The organism is Pseudomonas sp. 91RF, assembly GCF_003576265.1.
Classification (GTDB): domain Bacteria; phylum Pseudomonadota; class Gammaproteobacteria; order Pseudomonadales; family Pseudomonadaceae; genus Aquipseudomonas; species Aquipseudomonas kribbensis.
This window is the reverse complement of sequence record NZ_QWFC01000030.1, coordinates 73,427-89,069: the sequence shown is the minus strand read 5'-3', so window position 1 is coordinate 89,069 and position 15,643 is coordinate 73,427. Positions and strand designations below refer to the sequence as shown.

Sequence of the window (15,643 nt, the reverse complement as noted above, 5' to 3'; positions counted from 1 at the left end):
TTTTTGATTCAAACGGCGGCGAACCGCTTGTTCAGGTATTCGATGATCGTGTTGGACTCATACATCCAGGTGGTCTGGCCGTTCTCTTCGATGCGCAGGCACGGCACCTTGATCTTGCCGCCCTGTTCCAGCAGGGTCTGGCGATCCTGCTCGTTGTTCTTCGCGTCCTTCAGGGCCACTGGAACGTTCAGGCGACGCAGGCTGCGGCGGGTTTTCACGCAGAACGGGCAGGCGTGGAACTGATACAGGGTCAGGTCCTTGGCGGCTGCGTCGACCTGGGCCTGGGCAGCGGCGGGGCGCTGTTTCTTGCCCGGGCGGGTCAGGAAATCAACGAAGATGATCAGTTGGCCGAGGCCGACACGAAGCGCTTTGACGAACACGTTACAAGCCTCACAGGGACATTGAAGAAGGCGCGCAGCTTACCCGATTTTTCACGGACGAAAAAAAACCGGCGATCAACGCCGGTTTTTTTTGTGTCACGAATTACTTGATCAGGCTGAGAAACTCGCTGCGGGTCGCCGCGTTTTCGCGGAACTCACCGAGCATCACCGAAGTGATCATCGACGAATTCTGTTTCTCCACACCGCGCATCATCATGCACATGTGCTTGGCCTCGATCACCACGGCCACGCCCAGCGCGCCGGTGACCTGCTGGACCGCATCGGCGATCTGGCGGCTGAGGTTTTCCTGGATCTGCAGGCGGCGGGCGTACATGTCGACGATCCGCGCGACCTTCGACAGGCCCAACACTTTGCCACTCGGGATATACGCGACGTGGGCCTTGCCGATGAACGGCAGCAGGTGGTGTTCGCACAACGAGTAGAGCTCGATGTCCTTGACCAGCACCATTTCGCTGTTGTCGGAGCTGAACAGGGCACCGTTGGTGACCTCTTCGAGCGTCTGTTCATAACCGCGGCAGAGGTACTGCATGGCTTTGGCGGCACGCTTTGGCGTGTCGAGCAGGCCCTCGCGGGACACGTCCTCGCCCAGTTGGCCGAGAATCGCGGTGTAATTCTGTTCCAGGGACATGAAACTACCTGTGGGGATTTTCGCAAAGGGCAAGGGTACGGTGGCGGACACAACCCTGCAAGTTCGGTGTGACGGGATTATTCGTCGCGGCCTTCCATCATGGTGCGTTTGAGCATCACGTAAACCGCGCCGGCACCGCCGTGTCTGGCTTGGCACGAGCAGAATCCGAGCACTTGCGCATGCTGGCGCAGCCAGGTGTTGACGTGGCTCTTGATCATCGGCCGCTTGCCGTCCAGCCGCACAGCCTTGCCGTGGGTGACGCGCACGCAGCGGATTTCGAATTTGGTCGCTTCGGCCAGAAACGCCCAAAGGGTTTCCCGGGCCTTTTCGACGCTCATGCCGTGCAGGTCGAGGCTGCCTTCGAACGGGATCTGCCCGACCTTGAGCTTGCGCATCTGGCTTTCCTGCACGCCGTCGCGGGCCCACATCAGCTCGTCTTCCGGCCCGACGTCGATCACGAACTGATCGGATAGACCGTCAACGGTGGTGGTTTCGGTGCGGATGGTCGCGGACTGGCGCAGCTTGGCGATCTGTGCGCGGTCAGTCTTGGGTTTGCCGGTGTCGGCGCGGTCGTGCTTGATCGGCTTGACGCCTTGGATCGCACTTTTGAACAGGGAAAAATCGTCGTCTTGCATATCAGCCTCCGCGAAGGGCGGCCAGTTTACCCAAACAGACACAAAACGGCCCGGCAAAAAGCCAGGCCGTCGATTCAGTCGTGTTTTTTCATCAGGTGCGGGGACATGTTCAGTTCCCGCGATTGCCGTGCGCGACGCCGGCAACGGCGCCACAGGGCCACGCCGAAATACAGGAACAACAGGCCGACGGCCAGAATGATCGCCGAGCCCATCGGCGTCGCATTCAAGTCGCCGAGTGCCGGCGGATGCCCGATCAGGCTGGCAGCCCCGGCCATCGCCAACAGCACACCGAACGTCGCCAGAATGGCGGCGATCGCTGCGCCGAATCGAAAACGCCAGTTGCTTTGGCCTTTGGGCCGCAAGCGGCGTGCGTCAAATCCATCGGATAACTTCATTCCGACCTTCCTCAATGGGTATCGGCCCTTCGACCGGGAGTTGACCGGGTTGTTCCTGAGGCTAGGGTAATTGAAGCAAATGCGAGGCTTTTGCGGATGAGCGGCGGGCCGGGCCGCTCATTGGCGGTCGATCAGATCAGGTCATTGGTCAGCGCGAGGGTGGCGAAGTTGTCGGCCATGATCGCCATTTCCGCCTCCTGAACCTGTTCGGCACTGAGCACGCGGCCCTTGAACGGCAGGTCACGGGTGGCACAGGCGTCTTCGACCAGGGTGCAACGGAAACCCAGGTTTTTCGCGGCGCGCACGGTGGTGCTGACGCTGGAGTGGCTCATGAAACCGCAGACGATCAGGTCGAGCGAGCCGAGGGTTTGCAGACGATCGTAGAGTTCGGTGCCGTGGAAAGCGCTCGGCAGCAGTTTGCCGATGATGGTTTCATCGCCCTGGGGTTCCAGGCCGGGGATGAATTCGCCGCGTTCGCCCTGCGGGTCGAACAGACCGCCGACGGTGCCGAGGTGGCGTACGTGCACGATCGGACGGCCGGCTGCGCGGGCGGCGGCAACCAGTTGTTTGATGTTCGCGACAGCCGCGTCCATGCCGCTCAGGGCCAGCGGGCCGCTGAGGTACTCTTTCTGGGCATCGATGATGACCACGGTGGCATGGCTCAACGTGGCCGCTGCGTAACCGCGACCGCTGAGTTGAAACATCGTTTTTGGAACGGACATTCTGGGGCTCCTTGGGGTGGGGCTTTTGCGACATTGTCCTCTGGCTGAGCGGTTCTGTGAATCGCTACCATCGTAGGCACCGTCGTTACTGGCCTGCAGCCTCGTCAAGTTACACGTTCTGTTCAATAGCCGATAAGGAATTCGGAATACTCCTACCGTCGCCCCGGGATTTTTCCTGCGTCGTCGTGGCGCGTTTTGGCTGCTAGAATCGCCAGTCGTTTTTTCTGGAGTTCTGCCCCGTGATCACTTCCCGACTTCGTACCCTGCGCGACCACATCCGTTGGGCCGTCAGCCGCTTCCATGGGGAGGATCTGTTTTTCGGCCATGGCACCGACAATGCCTGGGACGAAGCCCGGCAACTCGTGCTCGGTGCCTTGCACCTGCCATGGGAAATCGCCGACAGCTATCTGGACTGCGCGCTGGAAGACGACGAACTGGTCAACCTGCAACGCCTGCTCAAGCGCCGCATCGAAGAACGCATTCCGACCGCCTACCTGTTGGGCGAGGCGTGGTTCTGCGGCATGTCGTTCATCGTCGATGAGCGCGTACTCATCCCGCGTTCGCCGATTGGCGAGTTGATCGAAAACCGTTTTGCACCGTGGATCGGCGACGAACCGGCGCGAATTCTCGACCTGTGCACCGGCTCCGGCTGCATCGGCATCGCCTGCGCCTACGAGTTCCAGAACGCCGAAGTGGTGCTGGCGGACCTGTCGTTCGAAGCGCTGGAAGTGGCGAACCAGAACATTGAGCGCCATGGCGTCGATGAGCGCGTGTTCACCGTGCAGGGCGATGGTTTTGATGGCCTGCCGGGTCAACGTTTCGACCTGATCGTGTCGAACCCGCCCTACGTCGATGCGGAAGATTTCGCCGACATGCCGGACGAATACCAGCACGAACCCGAGCTGGGCCTGGCGTGCGGCGATGATGGTTTGAATCTGGTGCGCCGGATGCTCGCCGAAGCGGCGGATCACCTGACAGAGAAAGGTTTGCTGATCGTCGAGGTGGGCAACAGCCAAGTCCACGTCGAAGCGTTGTACCCGGAAGTCGATTTCGCCTGGCTGGAATTCCAGCGTGGCGGACATGGCGTGTTCATGCTGACCGCCGAACAGTGCCGCGATCATCAGGCGCTGTTTGCTTCCCGCGTCTGACCTGAACCGATCGTTCCCACCTCGGTGGGAACGATCATTGGCTTAGCGGTGCGTGGCAATCCAGATCAGCAACCCAGCCTGAAACACCGCAAACGCCACCAGACACGTAATGGTGAAGCGCAAACCTGCGTCTTCACGCTTGAACTTGCTGACCTTGTCTTCCTGTTTCTTCAGCTTCACTTCCTGCTCGGCCAGATTCTGCTCGGCCTGCTGCAACATCTGCGCGGCTTCGAGAATCTCGACGATCTGCAGCTTTTCGCTGTTCCAGTCGCCCAGCAAATCCCCGACCTGGACTTCCTTGACGCTGCCCTTCAAATGCTGGGCGTCGGCGTACACCACATCAAAGCCATGCACGCGCAGAAAGTGATCGCGACGCAGGCGTGTGTCTTCGTTCAGCGCGTCCTTGTTGTTCAAGTCCATGCCGTCGACGGTGTAGGTGGGCCAGCGTTTTTTCGCCCAGTTGATGCCCTGGGCGGCCATGAAGCGGCCGATGCCACGGTTCAGCGGTTCGATCTGCAAGCCGCTGTCGGGGCCGAAATGCACGCGTTTGGTCTTGTGGTCGACCCACACGTCGAGCTGATTCTGTTCCTTGCGCACACGCTGCGCGGGCAGCTTGATCGCCATGCGCATCAGGCTGTGTTCCTTGCTGTTGCGCTCGGCGTAACCGAATTCGACGAAGCGCAACGGCCGCCCGCCGGTGTTGCGGTCGGTCTGCAACGGCGCCAGGCGGAGCATCTTGTGGTGCTCGACGTGGACATCCGCCCATGGCAGCTCGACCGCTGGCGGTGCGTCTTTTTCAGCGGTGGTGTCGGGTGAAGTCTGGGTATCAGTCATAACGGCGAGATCCTGTCCAAGCTGCTTGTCGCCAGCCAGTACGCTGGCGACAAAGGCTTATCGGCCGTTTTTTTCAGGACTGGAGGGTCTGGGGGCGTTCTCAGCTAGTTTTTACGCCGCGTTGTCGCCTTAAAGCGGGCCAGGCAAGGCGTAGGCCGCTGGAAATGGTTGTTCCCTTTCCAAGGCCTGCAACGCAGGCTGGCCCGCTTTAAGGCACAACCCGAAGGGCCGGGCCTGCTGTTGTGCAGGGCAGCGTTGCTCGAAGCTTATTTGGAATGACCAAATCACGCTTCTCGCGCCTTGCCCTGCACAACAGCAGACCCGGCGCGGCGTGAAAACTAGCTGAGAACGCCCCCTGCGCTTAACGGGTGCGAAGTCCGTCAATAAATTCGAGGATCCGGGTCCCCAGTTCCGCCGCCAGCGGCAGATTCGGGTCCTTGTAGGAGGCCATTTGCCGCTTCACGTCGTTGGGTACGATGCGCATCACGTGGTTCATGCCTTCGATCAACGCCAGTGTCGCATCGGGTTTTGCCGCCTTGAGCAGGTTGGCGTCATCGACCTGCACCTGAATGTCGTTGCTGCCCTGGACGATCAGGGCCGGCATTTTCAGTTGGGCGAAGGCAGCGGACGGATCCTGCCGGAACAGCGAAATCAGATACGGCTGCACGCTAGGGCGGAAAATTGCCTGCAACGGCGCTGGCACATTGTCGTCGGTGTGCCCGGCCTTGAGGCTGTCGAGCAGTTCATTGCTGCGCTGCATCAGTGGCGGTGGAAGACTGCGGGCCAGTTGCCGGCGCAAGACCTGATCGATCGGCCGGGCTGTGCCGGACAGCGAAATGACTGCCGCAGCGTCGACTTTCGGTGCGGCCAGGCTGGCAATCAGTGCGCCCTCGCTGTGACCCAGCAGGATCAACGGGCCGAAACGCGGATCAGCCTTGAGCTTCTGGCCCCAGGCCACGGCGTCCGCCACGTAGGCGTCCACCGACAGATTGCGCTCATCCGGCGTCGCAGCCAGGCTCGCGGCCACCCCGCGCTTGTCGAAGCGAACACTGGCGATATTGTGTTTGGCCAGCACCCAGGCCAGTCGCTTGAGGCTGTCGTTGCGCCCGCCGTCGGGGTTGTTTCCGTCACGATCCGTAGGACCCGAGCCAGAAAGAATGAGGACAACCGGCACCGGATTGTCAGACTTTGGCAGCAACAGCGAGCCGAAAAGTTCGCCGCTGCCGGTGTCCAGAGTCACCGGACGTTGCAGGACAGTCGCCTGGACGTAGCCAGTAAACAGGGTAAGGCTCAAGATCAAAACTCGCAGCATCATCACGCCATCATTTGCCAAGGTGCCGGTTGGACTCACCAACACCGCCAAGGTTCGAGGATGAACTACTCGGTTAGCCTGCGTATACTGGCGCGCATCATGAATTTGGGTTTGATTTCACGGAGCGTCCTGCATGTCCGGCAATACCTACGGCAAGTTGTTCACTGTCACCACCGCGGGCGAAAGCCATGGTCCGGCGTTGGTCGCCATTGTCGACGGCTGCCCGCCGGGCCTGGAGATTTCCCTTGAGGACCTGCAACGCGACCTCGATCGCCGCAAGCCGGGCACAAGCCGCCACACCACCCAGCGCCAGGAAGCGGACGAAGTCGAAATCCTCTCCGGCGTGTTCGAGGGCCGCACCACCGGCTGCTCCATCGGCCTGCTGATCCGCAACACCGACCAGAAGTCCAAGGACTACTCGGCGATCAAGGATCTGTTCCGTCCGGCCCACGCTGACTACACCTACCACCACAAATACGGCGAGCGCGATTACCGCGGTGGTGGTCGCAGCTCCGCGCGGGAAACCGCCATGCGTGTGGCGGCCGGTGCGATTGCCAAGAAATACCTGGCGACCCAGGGCATCGTCATTCGCGGCTACATGAGCCAGCTCGGCCCGATCGAAATCCCGTTCAAGACCTGGGAATCGGTCGAGCAAAACGCCTTCTTCAGCCCGGACCCGGACAAGGTTCCGGAACTGGAAGCCTACATGGACCAGTTGCGCCGCGATCAGGACTCGGTCGGGGCCAAGATCACCGTGGTCGCCGAAGGCGTGATGCCGGGCCTGGGCGAGCCGGTCTTCGACCGTCTCGACGCCGAACTGGCCCACGCGCTGATGAGCATCAACGCGGTCAAGGGCGTGGAAATCGGCGCCGGTTTCGCCTCGGTCGCCCAGCGTGGCACCGAACACCGCGATGAAATGACCCCGGAAGGTTTCCTCAGCAACAACGCCGGCGGCATCCTCGGCGGCATCTCGTCCGGTCAGCCGATCGTCGCCCATCTGGCGCTGAAACCGACGTCGAGCATCACCACCCCGGGCCGTTCGATCGACATCGACGGCAACCCGGTCGAAGTGATCACCAAGGGGCGTCACGATCCGTGCGTCGGCATCCGCGCCACGCCGATTGCCGAGGCGATGATGGCCATCGTGCTGATGGATCACCTGCTGCGTCACCGTGGCCAGAACGCCGACGTGCGCGTGAACACCCCGGTTCTGGGCCAGCTCTGATGGGTCAACTCACAGCCGCTGCGGTCTGACCGTGGCGGCGCTCCCGTACTGGCGGCTGTCCAGTTTCTATCTGTTCTATTTCGCCTTGCTCGGCTCGACGGCGCCGTTTCTGGCGCTGTACTTCGATCACCTCGGATTCAGCGCCGCACGCATCGGCGAACTGGTGGCGATCCCGATGCTGATGCGCTGCGTGGCGCCGAACATCTGGGGCTGGCTCGGCGACTACACCGGCAAACGCCTGGCCATCGTGCGCTTCGGCGCGGTGTGCACGCTGCTGACCTTCTCACTGATTTTCGTCAGCAAGACCTACGCCTGGCTGGCGATGGTCATGGCGCTGCATGCGTTCTTCTGGCACGCGGTGTTGCCGCAGTTCGAAGTCATCACGCTTGCACATTTGCAGGGCCAGACCTCCCGCTACAGCCAGATCCGGCTGTGGGGCTCCATCGGTTTCATCATCACCGTGGTGGCGCTGGGGCGATTGTTCGAATGGCTCAGCCTCGACATCTACCCGGCGGCGCTGGTGCTGATCATGGCCGGCATTGTGCTCAGCAGTCTGTGGGTGCCGAACGCGCAGCCGCCGCAGGGCAACCGACCGACGGGCGAGGGCTTTCTCAAACAGTTGCGCAATCCCGGGGTGCTGGCGTTCTACGGTTGCGTGGCGCTGATGCAGATGAGCCACGGGCCGTATTACACCTTCCTGACCTTGCACCTCGAACGCCTGGGTTACAGCCGTGGCGTGATCGGCATGCTCTGGGCCGTTGGCGTGGTGGCGGAAGTGCTGATGTTCATGGCCATGAGCCGGATCTTCGCGCGGTTTTCCCTGCGCCGCGTGCTGATGGCAAGTTTTCTGCTGGCGGCGCTGCGCTGGTTGCTGCTAGGTTCGTTCGCCGAATTCCTCTGGGTGCTGCTGTTTGCCCAGGTGCTGCACGCCGCGACATTCGGCAGCTTTCATGCATCTGCCATCGCGTTCGTGCAACGTAGCTTCGGCGCCCGTCAGCAAGGGCAGGGCCAGGCGTTGTACGCGGCGCTGGCCGGTACCGGCGGTGCGCTCGGCGCGTTGTATTCCGGCTACAGCTGGAATGCCCTCGGCGCGACATTGACCTTTAGTATTGCCAGTCTCGCAGCGCTCGCCGCTGCCGTTATCATTGCCATTCGAATGCAAGAGGACAGGCCATGAGCCTTACCCGTGAACAGCTTGCCCAGCAAATCGTCGATGCCGGGCGTTTTCTTTATGGTCGCGGCTGGTCGCCGGCCACCAGCAGCAACTATTCAACGCGCCTGTCGCCGAGCGAAGCGCTGCTGACCGTATCCGGCAAGCACAAGGGCCAGTTGGGTCTGGACGATGTGTTGGCGACCGACCTGTCCGGCAACAGTCTGGAACCGGGCAAAAAACCGTCCGCCGAAACCCTGCTGCACACCCAGCTCTATAGCTGGCGCCTGGAGATCGGCGCGGTGCTGCACACCCACTCGGTGAATGCCACGGTGCTGTCGCGCCTGACGCCGGAAGACTTCATCGAGTTCGAAGACTACGAATTGCAAAAAGCCTTCAGCGGCGTTTCGACCCACGAATCCCGGGTGCGCGTGCCGATCTTCGACAACGATCAGGACATTGCACGCCTCGCCGCCAAGGTGCAGCCTTGGCTCGACGCCCATCCCGATTGCGTCGGTTATCTGATTCGCGGCCACGGTCTCTACACCTGGGGCGCACAGATGAGTGACGCGTTGCGCCAGATCGAGGCCTTTGAATTCCTGTTTGAATGCGAGTTGAAGACCCGCAGCGTCATGAACCGCCAAGGCTGACTTCACCAGAACCAGCCCATTTGCCTGATGAATGCAGTGCCCGACCGGTCTCGAAGAACCGGACGGCAAGGCCGATACCGAGGAATTGCCCCATGAGCAGCCTGTCCGTCTATCACGTTTCCAGCCCTGAAATTCCGAACAAGGTGCTGACCCATTTCGAAGACATCGCCTCGACCCTGGCCGAGCAGGGCGTGCGTTTCGACCGCTGGCAAGCCGCCGCGAAGATCCAGCCCGGTGCCAGCCAGGAAGAAGTGATCGGCGCCTATAAAGAGCAGATCGACAAACTGATGACCGAGCGCGGTTACATCACCGTCGATGTAGTCAGCCTCAACAGCGATCACCCGCAAAAAGCCGAGCTGCGCGCCAAGTTCCTCGAAGAGCATCGCCATGGCGAAGACGAGGTACGTTTCTTCGTCGCCGGTCGCGGCCTTTTTACCCTGCACATCGACGATTACGTCTACGCCGTGCTGTGCGAGAAGAACGACCTGATTTCGGTGCCCGCCGGCACCAAGCATTGGTTCGACATGGGCGAGAACCCGCACTTTGTCGCGATCCGCCTGTTCAACAACCCTGAAGGCTGGGTCGCCAACTTCACCGGCGAAGACATCGCCGGCCGCTTCCCGCGCCTGGAGGACTGAGCCGATGTCGATCAAGGTCATCCTCACCGACATCGAAGGCACCACCAGCGCGGTGAGTTTTGTGTTCGACGTGCTGTTCCCGTATGCGGCAAAACACCTGCCGGACTTCGTTCGCCAGAACGCCGCACGTGCGGACGTTGCCGAACAGCTGGACGCCGTACGCCGCGACAGCAACGAACTACAGGCCGACGTTGAACGGGTCGTGGACATTCTGCTGGCCTGGATCGCCGAAGACCGCAAAGCCACGCCGCTGAAAGCGTTGCAGGGCATGGTCTGGGAGCAGGGCTATCAGGCCGGGCAGTTGAAGGGGCATGTTTACCCGGACGCCGTCGAAGCGCTCCAGCGCTGGCATCAGGCCGGGTATCAACTGTTCGTTTACTCGTCCGGTTCGATCCAGGCCCAGAAGCTGATTTTCGGCTGCTCAGAAGCCGGGGATCTGACGCCGCTGTTCAGTGGCTACTTCGACACCACCTCGGGCCCGAAGCGCGAAGCGCAGTCGTACAGCAACATCCAGCAGGCTATCGGGGTCGAGCCGCAGGAAATCCTGTTCCTGTCCGACATCGTGCAGGAACTCGATGCCGCCCAGGCCGCCGGCCTGCAAACCTGTGGCCTGGCCCGTGAAGGCGGGGAGCTGGAAGGGCATGTGACCGTCGACAGCTTTACCGGAATCGAGCCGGAAGCGTTCTGACTCTTCTTTTCAGGAAAACAAATGTGGGAGCCAGCCTGCTGGCGATTGCGGTAGTTCAGTCAAATAGATTTTGCCTGATACACCGCAATCGCCAGCAGGCTGGCTCCCACACGTTTGTGCGTGTGTGAAATTACATCGAGTGATAGGTCGGCAGGGCAAAACGCTGCTGGCTTTGCAGCATGCCGATTTGCGGCAGCTCGCTGGCCTGTTCGGCCAGATCACGGCGAATCGCGCTGATTGCCCACGACAGTTGGTCGGCGGCATGCAATTGCTGATAGGTGAGCGCACGTTTGAACACTTTGCCGTCGGCACTCTTCAGCGTCAGCAGGATCCCGCCATCGGGACGCGGTTGGGTGGTGACGGCGAAGTTGGAGAACAGGGAGGTAAATTTTTCTTGGATCAGGCTCATGTCTTTCAGCTCCGTATGCACTTGAATGGCAAGCATGCGGAGGAGGTTGCAGCGATTGTGCCAGTATTTTGTTTTTATAAATTCGTTATAAATCAATAAGTTATAAATCATGTAAATTCAACTCGTCGTGCATTCTGCATGAATGGCCATCGTGCATCCTGCATTTTGCGGGATCGCTGTCGATCCGATGGAACCATTCCCTGCGGCCGCAATCGCGTTTCGCCTTGTAGCGTTGGCGGATACAAAACATTGCAAAAACCGCGTGTACAGCCCGAGAAGCCCTGACGTATTTTCGGCCTCGACCCTCGCTCGAGAAGCGCCGGTTGCCTCACCCGATTGCCCGACAATAAAAATCCGGCCTGCACGTCAAGGTCGAACGGGAGCTGCCATGAGTCACGCGCCTAGCGACACGATTACCTGGGGCATGATGCTCCGCAAACTGCCGATGATCGCCAAAGCCATCCCTCGGGTGGTGAAAGGCATGAAGGTGGCCAACGTCAAGGATCCGACCCAAACCTGTGGCCTGGGCTGGACATTCGAGCAAGCGACCCTGCGCAATCCGGATGGCCCCGCGCTGCTGTCGGGCGAGGTGGTGCTGAGTTATTCGCAGGTCAACCAGTGGGCCAACCGCATCGCCCACTATCTGATCGGGCAGGGCATTGGCAAAGGCGATGTGGTGGCGGTGTTCATCGAGAACCGTCCGGAACTGCTGGTGACGATTCTGGCGCTGGCCAAGGTCGGCGCCGTCAGCGCGCTGCTCAATACCTCACAGACCCGCGACACGCTGATCCACAGCATCAATCTGGTGTCGCCGGTGGCGATTGTCGTCGGCGAGGAGTTGCTGCCAGCCTTCGCGGCGGTGCGCGAACAAGTGACGATTGCGTCGGCCCGTACCTGGTTCGTGGCCGATCAGGACACTTTCAGCCATCCGGGCATTGCGCCGGAGGGTTACACCAATCTGATCAGCGTCAGCGCCGACGCACCGGGCGACAACCCGGCCAGCAGCCGGCAGATTTTCTTCGATGACCCGTGCTTCTACATCTACACCTCCGGCACCACCGGCTTGCCCAAGGCCGGGGTGTTCAAGCACGGACGCTGGATGCGCAGCTCGGCGAGCTTCGGCATGATCGCCCTCGACATGCGCCCGGACGACATCGTCTATTGCACCTTGCCGCTGTATCACGCCACCGGGCTTTGTGTGTGCTGGGGTTCGGCGGTCAATGGCGCGTCGGGTTTCGCGATTCGCCGCAAGTTCAGCGCCCGCCAGTTCTGGAGCGATGTGCGCCGCTACCGCGCCACCACCATCGGCTACGTCGGCGAGCTGTGCCGTTATCTGGTGGATCAGCCGGTCAGCAGCGATGACAGCCGCCATGACGTGCGCAAAATGATCGGCAACGGTTTGCGGCCAGGTGCCTGGGCCGAATTCAAGACCCGATTCGCGGTGGACCACATCTGCGAACTGTACGCGGCCAGCGACGGCAATATCGGCTTCACCAACATCCTCAATTTCGACAACACCATCGGCTTCTCGCTGATGGCCTGGGAACTGGTTGCCTACGATCAGGACAGCGGCGAACCGATTCGCGGTGGCGACGGCTTCATGCGCAAGGTTGGCCGGGGCGAGCGGGGCCTGCTGCTGGCGCGGATCGACGACAAGGCGCCGCTGGACGGCTACACCGACCCGCAGAAAACCGCGAAAGTCGTGCTGCAAGACGTGTTCACCAAGGGCGACCGTTTCTTCAATACCGGTGATCTGCTGCGCAACATCGGTTTCGGCCATGCGCAGTTTGTCGATCGGCTCGGCGATACCTATCGCTGGAAGGGCGAGAACGTCTCGACCACCGAGGTCGAGAACCTGCTGCTCCAGCATCCGCACATTTCCGAAGCCGTGGCCTATGGCGTGGAAATCCCCGACACCAACGGTCGCGCCGGCATGGCGGCGATCACCCCGGCCGAGTCTCTGGCGACGCTGGACTTCACCGAGTTGCTGGCCTTCGCCCGTCAGCGCATGCCGGCCTATGCCGTGCCGCTGTTCCTGCGGGTCAAGGTGAAGATGGAAACTACCGGCACCTTCAAATACCAGAAGACCCGCCTGAAAAACGAAGGCTTCGACCCAGGTCAGACAGGCGATGACCCGATCTATGCCTGGTTGCCGGGCACCGAGACCTACGTGCAGGTCACGGATGAAATCCTGGCGGGCATCCAGGCAGGCAAGTTCCGTTATTGAAATTGGCTATCGCGAAGCTTGGAAAAAAGGGGGTGACAGCTATCGCCGCGCTCGGGAAACTAGCGGCTTTCCGATTGACCGAAAGTGGAGTTGCCCCATGTCCGACCAAAGCCGCCAGATGACCCCCGAAGAAGCTGCCGAATTCACCGAGCAGGTATTCAACAAGGCGCGCGAAGGCGATGCGGTGATGCTGGACCGCCTGATCACCGCCGGTCTGCCGGTGAACCTGACCAACAGCAAGGGCGACACCCTGCTGATGCTCGCTAGCTACTACGGTCACGTGGATGCGGTGCAAGTGCTGCTCAAGCACAAGGCCGACCCGGAGCAACGCAATGGCAACGGCCAGAGCCCGATTGCCGGCGCGGCGTTCAAGGGTGATCTGGCGGTGGTCAAGGCGTTGGTGGCCGGTGGTGCGCAAATTGAAGGCGCGTCTTTCGATGGCCGCACGGCGCTGATGATGGCGGCGATGTTCAACCGGGTCGAGATCGTCGAGTTCCTGATCGACCAGGGCGCCGACCCGAAAGCCAAGGACGCCAACGGCGTCACCGCGCTGGACGCGGCCCGCACCATGGGCGCTGTGGACACCACCGCGCAGCTGGAAAAACTGCTGGGCTGACACCGTCGGTCCGCAGCCGGCTCTGTGGCGAGGGCAAGAATGCGCTATCCTTCGCGCCCTCGAAATTCCCCAAGCCACAGGACCTGCCCCCATGAAAGCCGCACTCGCCGAACTCATCAGCAAAATCAGCTCCGGCTGCATGGGCGAAGACGAGATCCTGAAGGTCGCCGATGAAGCTGCACAGGCCTACGCCGATGCCGACGCTTTTCTGACCGCCAATCCGGACATCAACTACGACGACACCTTCCCGATTCCGCTGGGCGAGTGGGTCGTGGTCGGCAGTCTGCCGGAGACCGTGCTGTTCCAGGCCGACACTTACGTTGATCTGTTCGCGCAAATCGTGGCGTCGTTCGGCCCGGGCGTGGAGTTCAACCTCAAGCCCAAGCAACTGGCCAAGACCGAAGCGTTGACCGCGCTCAACCGCATCCAGGTGCAGATGAGCAGCCTGAACAAGGAAAGCGGCGGCTACACGCTGATGAACTTCAGCCAGTTGCTCGACGATGAGCTGCAAGTGGTGCTGGTCTACGGCAACGACGTGCCGCGCGTGCTGGAACTGTGTGCCGAAGTCGGCATCGCCGCTGCGCCGTCGCTGGAAGCCCTGAAGGTCGCCGTTCACGTCTGAACGCAATAAAAGGGAACCCTGCGCGCGACCGTCTATCCTAAAAGTGCACGCCACTATTCTGGAGCGACACCATGGGTTCCACGTTCAACGGCCTGATCGGCCTGATCATTCTTGCCCTCGACATCTGGGCGATCATCAACGTGCTGAAAAGCGGCGCCGAGACCGGGATGAAAATCCTCTGGGTGCTGTTGATCATCCTCCTGCCGGTGCTGGGCCTGATCATCTGGGCGATCGCCGGGCCGCGGGGCAATGTGCGGATCTGACCGTTCGCACCATGGATTGCGCGGGGCCGATGAACTGAGGTTCGACCTGTCATCTTCGGCAACGTAGAATGCGCGCCTTTCCCGGGCAATCGAACCTGACGATTGGCGCCCGCGCATTCATCGGAGCACTTCACCATGACCGTCACCAAAACCAGCGAATACCTGGAAACCCTCTACGAAGGCTACGGCCAGCGTTTTCGCATGGAAAAACTGCTGCACGAAGTGCGCACCGAACACCAGCACCTGGTGATCTTCCAGAACCCGCGCATGGGCCGGGTGATGGCGCTGGACGGCGTGATCCAGACCACCGAAGCCGATGAATTCATCTACCACGAAATGCTCACCCACGTGCCGATCCTCGCCCACGGCACTGCCAAGCGCGTGCTGATCATCGGCGGCGGCGACGGCGGCATGCTGCGCGAAGTGACCAAGCACGCCAGCGTCGAGCACATCACCATGGTCGAAATCGACGGCACCGTGGTCGACATGTGCAAGGAATTCCTGCCGAACCATTCCAAGGGCGCCTACGATGATCCACGCCTGAACCTGGTGATCGACGACGGCATGCGTTTCGTCGCCACCACCACCGAAAAATTCGACGTGATCATTTCCGACTCCACCGACCCGATCGGCCCGGGCGAAGTGCTGTTCTCGGAAAACTTCTACCAGGCCTGCCACCGCTGCCTGAACGAGGGCGGCATCCTCGTGACCCAGAACGGCACGCCGTTCATGCAGATCGACGAAGTGAAGACCACCGCCGGTCGCCTGCGCAGCCTGTTCCCTGACTGGCACTTCTACCAGGCGGCCGTGCCGACCTACATCGGCGGTTCGATGACTTTCGCCTGGGGTTCGACCAACCCGGCCTACCGCAAGCTGAGCCGTGAAGTCCTGCAACAGCGCTTCATCGGCAGCGGCATCGTCACCCGTTACTACAACCCGGAAATCCACATCGGCGCCTTCGCCTTGCCGCAATACGTGCTGCAAGCGGTGAACAAGCCAAGCAACGACTGATCACTCGGCCGTCATCACTGCGGGAGCGGGGCGATTCGCTCCCGTAGATGAAAGGTTTTTCATGTTTCA

The 15,643-nt window shown here is 61.1% G+C and carries 19 protein-coding genes; 11 read left to right on the top strand and 8 right to left on the bottom strand.

Going from position 1 to position 15,643, the window contains the following annotated elements:
* Positions 1–8 precede the first annotated feature (8 nt).
* From DXT77_RS16625 to DXT77_RS16605, 5 genes are all read right to left on the bottom strand, one after another.
* Positions 9–380 carry a glutathione S-transferase N-terminal domain-containing protein gene (locus tag DXT77_RS16625; RefSeq protein WP_007960011.1) on the bottom strand — a complete coding sequence of 124 codons (372 nt, stop codon included), beginning with the start codon at positions 378–380 and terminating at the stop codon, positions 9–11.
* 103 nt (positions 381–483) lie between these two features.
* On the bottom strand, positions 484–1,029 hold the full coding sequence (folE, locus tag DXT77_RS16620) for a GTP cyclohydrolase I FolE (RefSeq protein WP_003204506.1): 546 nt from the start codon (positions 1,027–1,029) through the stop codon (positions 484–486).
* 77 nt (positions 1,030–1,106) lie between these two features.
* Entirely contained in the window at positions 1,107–1,664 is a 558-nt protein-coding gene (locus DXT77_RS16615) for a Smr/MutS family protein (protein ID WP_085710640.1), read from the bottom strand.
* A 74-nt stretch (positions 1,665–1,738) separates the two neighbouring features.
* Complete coding sequence (locus DXT77_RS16610; protein ID WP_085732350.1) at positions 1,739–2,059, bottom strand: hypothetical protein; 321 nt, start codon at positions 2,057–2,059, stop codon at positions 1,739–1,741.
* Between the two features lie 131 nt (positions 2,060–2,190).
* Positions 2,191–2,781 carry a cysteine hydrolase family protein gene (locus tag DXT77_RS16605; RefSeq protein ID WP_085732351.1) on the bottom strand — a complete coding sequence of 197 codons (591 nt, stop codon included), beginning with the start codon at positions 2,779–2,781 and terminating at the stop codon, positions 2,191–2,193.
* A 239-nt stretch (positions 2,782–3,020) separates the two neighbouring features.
* Between DXT77_RS16605 and prmB the strand changes: the two genes are divergently transcribed.
* Positions 3,021–3,929, top strand: coding sequence for a 50S ribosomal protein L3 N(5)-glutamine methyltransferase (gene prmB, locus DXT77_RS16600; RefSeq protein WP_085710643.1), 909 nt, complete (start codon positions 3,021–3,023; stop codon positions 3,927–3,929).
* 42 nt (positions 3,930–3,971) lie between these two features.
* Here the strand turns inward: prmB and DXT77_RS16595 are convergent, their stop codons facing one another.
* Together DXT77_RS16595 and DXT77_RS16590 are read right to left on the bottom strand one after the other, a co-directional pair.
* Positions 3,972–4,763 (bottom strand): hypothetical protein, encoded by a 792-nt coding sequence (locus DXT77_RS16595; protein WP_085710644.1) that lies wholly within the window; start codon positions 4,761–4,763, stop codon positions 3,972–3,974.
* Positions 4,764–5,124: 361 nt separating this feature from the next.
* The gene (locus tag DXT77_RS16590) at positions 5,125–6,078 is read right to left on the bottom strand and encodes an alpha/beta hydrolase (RefSeq protein ID WP_119428441.1); all 954 of its coding nucleotides are present in this window, start codon (positions 6,076–6,078) and stop codon (positions 5,125–5,127) included.
* Positions 6,079–6,208: 130 nt separating this feature from the next.
* Between DXT77_RS16590 and aroC the strand changes: the two genes are divergently transcribed.
* From aroC to mtnC, 5 genes are all read left to right on the top strand, one after another.
* Positions 6,209–7,300: a chorismate synthase gene (aroC, locus tag DXT77_RS16585; protein ID WP_119428440.1), complete on the top strand. Its 1,092-nt coding sequence runs from the start codon at positions 6,209–6,211 to the stop codon at positions 7,298–7,300.
* 31 nt (positions 7,301–7,331) lie between these two features.
* Positions 7,332–8,477, top strand: coding sequence for an MFS transporter (locus DXT77_RS16580; protein ID WP_119428439.1), 1,146 nt, complete (start codon positions 7,332–7,334; stop codon positions 8,475–8,477).
* Entirely contained in the window at positions 8,474–9,100 is a 627-nt protein-coding gene (locus DXT77_RS16575) for a methylthioribulose 1-phosphate dehydratase (RefSeq protein WP_119428438.1), read from the top strand. Before DXT77_RS16580 ends, DXT77_RS16575 begins: the two co-directional genes overlap by 4 nt.
* Before the next feature lie 92 nt (positions 9,101–9,192).
* Positions 9,193–9,738, top strand: coding sequence for an acireductone dioxygenase (locus tag DXT77_RS16570; protein ID WP_085710649.1), 546 nt, complete (start codon positions 9,193–9,195; stop codon positions 9,736–9,738).
* 4 nt (positions 9,739–9,742) lie between these two features.
* Positions 9,743–10,426: an acireductone synthase gene (gene mtnC / locus DXT77_RS16565; RefSeq protein WP_119428437.1), complete on the top strand. Its 684-nt coding sequence runs from the start codon at positions 9,743–9,745 to the stop codon at positions 10,424–10,426.
* 130 nt (positions 10,427–10,556) lie between these two features.
* Here the strand turns inward: mtnC and DXT77_RS16560 are convergent, their stop codons facing one another.
* Positions 10,557–10,835: a DUF3509 domain-containing protein gene (locus tag DXT77_RS16560; protein WP_065258057.1), complete on the bottom strand. Its 279-nt coding sequence runs from the start codon at positions 10,833–10,835 to the stop codon at positions 10,557–10,559.
* Between the two features lie 388 nt (positions 10,836–11,223).
* Between DXT77_RS16560 and DXT77_RS16555 the strand changes: the two genes are divergently transcribed.
* The 5 genes from DXT77_RS16555 (at position 11,224) to speE (ending at position 15,574) form a co-directional block, all read left to right on the top strand.
* A complete protein-coding gene (locus DXT77_RS16555) occupies positions 11,224–13,062 on the top strand; it encodes a long-chain-acyl-CoA synthetase (protein ID WP_119428436.1) in 1,839 nt (612 codons plus the stop codon).
* A 97-nt stretch (positions 13,063–13,159) separates the two neighbouring features.
* The gene (locus tag DXT77_RS16550; RefSeq protein WP_085710653.1) at positions 13,160–13,678 is read left to right on the top strand and encodes an ankyrin repeat domain-containing protein; all 519 of its coding nucleotides are present in this window, start codon (positions 13,160–13,162) and stop codon (positions 13,676–13,678) included.
* Positions 13,679–13,769: 91 nt separating this feature from the next.
* Complete coding sequence (locus tag DXT77_RS16545; RefSeq protein ID WP_119428435.1) at positions 13,770–14,300, top strand: hypothetical protein; 531 nt, start codon at positions 13,770–13,772, stop codon at positions 14,298–14,300.
* A 71-nt stretch (positions 14,301–14,371) separates the two neighbouring features.
* Positions 14,372–14,563, top strand: coding sequence for a PLDc N-terminal domain-containing protein (locus DXT77_RS16540; protein WP_003223221.1), 192 nt, complete (start codon positions 14,372–14,374; stop codon positions 14,561–14,563).
* Between the two features lie 135 nt (positions 14,564–14,698).
* Positions 14,699–15,574 (top strand): polyamine aminopropyltransferase, encoded by an 876-nt coding sequence (speE, locus tag DXT77_RS16535; protein ID WP_085608797.1) that lies wholly within the window; start codon positions 14,699–14,701, stop codon positions 15,572–15,574.
* Positions 15,575–15,643 lie beyond the last annotated feature (69 nt).

Bases quoted from the DNA above. Each gene is read 5' to 3' on its own strand.
- folE (WP_003204506.1), bottom strand. From the start codon at position 1,029: ATGTCCCTGGAACAGAATTACACCGCGATTCTCGGCCAACTGGGCGAG.
- DXT77_RS16615 (WP_085710640.1), bottom strand. From the start codon at position 1,664: ATGCAAGACGACGATTTTTCCCTGTTCAAAAGTGCGATCCAAGGCGTC.
- DXT77_RS16610 (WP_085732350.1), bottom strand. From the start codon at position 2,059: ATGAAGTTATCCGATGGATTTGACGCACGCCGCTTGCGGCCCAAAGGC.
- DXT77_RS16605 (WP_085732351.1), bottom strand. From the start codon at position 2,781: ATGTCCGTTCCAAAAACGATGTTTCAACTCAGCGGTCGCGGTTACGCA.
- DXT77_RS16595 (WP_085710644.1), bottom strand. From the start codon at position 4,763: ATGACTGATACCCAGACTTCACCCGACACCACCGCTGAAAAAGACGCA.
- DXT77_RS16590 (WP_119428441.1), bottom strand. From the start codon at position 6,078: ATGATGCTGCGAGTTTTGATCTTGAGCCTTACCCTGTTTACTGGCTAC.
- aroC (WP_119428440.1), top strand. From the start codon at position 6,209: ATGTCCGGCAATACCTACGGCAAGTTGTTCACTGTCACCACCGCGGGC.
- DXT77_RS16575 (WP_119428438.1), top strand. From the start codon at position 8,474: ATGAGCCTTACCCGTGAACAGCTTGCCCAGCAAATCGTCGATGCCGGG.
- DXT77_RS16570 (WP_085710649.1), top strand. From the start codon at position 9,193: ATGAGCAGCCTGTCCGTCTATCACGTTTCCAGCCCTGAAATTCCGAAC.
- mtnC (WP_119428437.1), top strand. From the start codon at position 9,743: ATGTCGATCAAGGTCATCCTCACCGACATCGAAGGCACCACCAGCGCG.
- DXT77_RS16560 (WP_065258057.1), bottom strand. From the start codon at position 10,835: ATGAGCCTGATCCAAGAAAAATTTACCTCCCTGTTCTCCAACTTCGCC.
- DXT77_RS16555 (WP_119428436.1), top strand. From the start codon at position 11,224: ATGAGTCACGCGCCTAGCGACACGATTACCTGGGGCATGATGCTCCGC.
- DXT77_RS16550 (WP_085710653.1), top strand. From the start codon at position 13,160: ATGTCCGACCAAAGCCGCCAGATGACCCCCGAAGAAGCTGCCGAATTC.
- DXT77_RS16545 (WP_119428435.1), top strand. From the start codon at position 13,770: ATGAAAGCCGCACTCGCCGAACTCATCAGCAAAATCAGCTCCGGCTGC.
- DXT77_RS16540 (WP_003223221.1), top strand. From the start codon at position 14,372: ATGGGTTCCACGTTCAACGGCCTGATCGGCCTGATCATTCTTGCCCTC.
- speE (WP_085608797.1), top strand. From the start codon at position 14,699: ATGACCGTCACCAAAACCAGCGAATACCTGGAAACCCTCTACGAAGGC.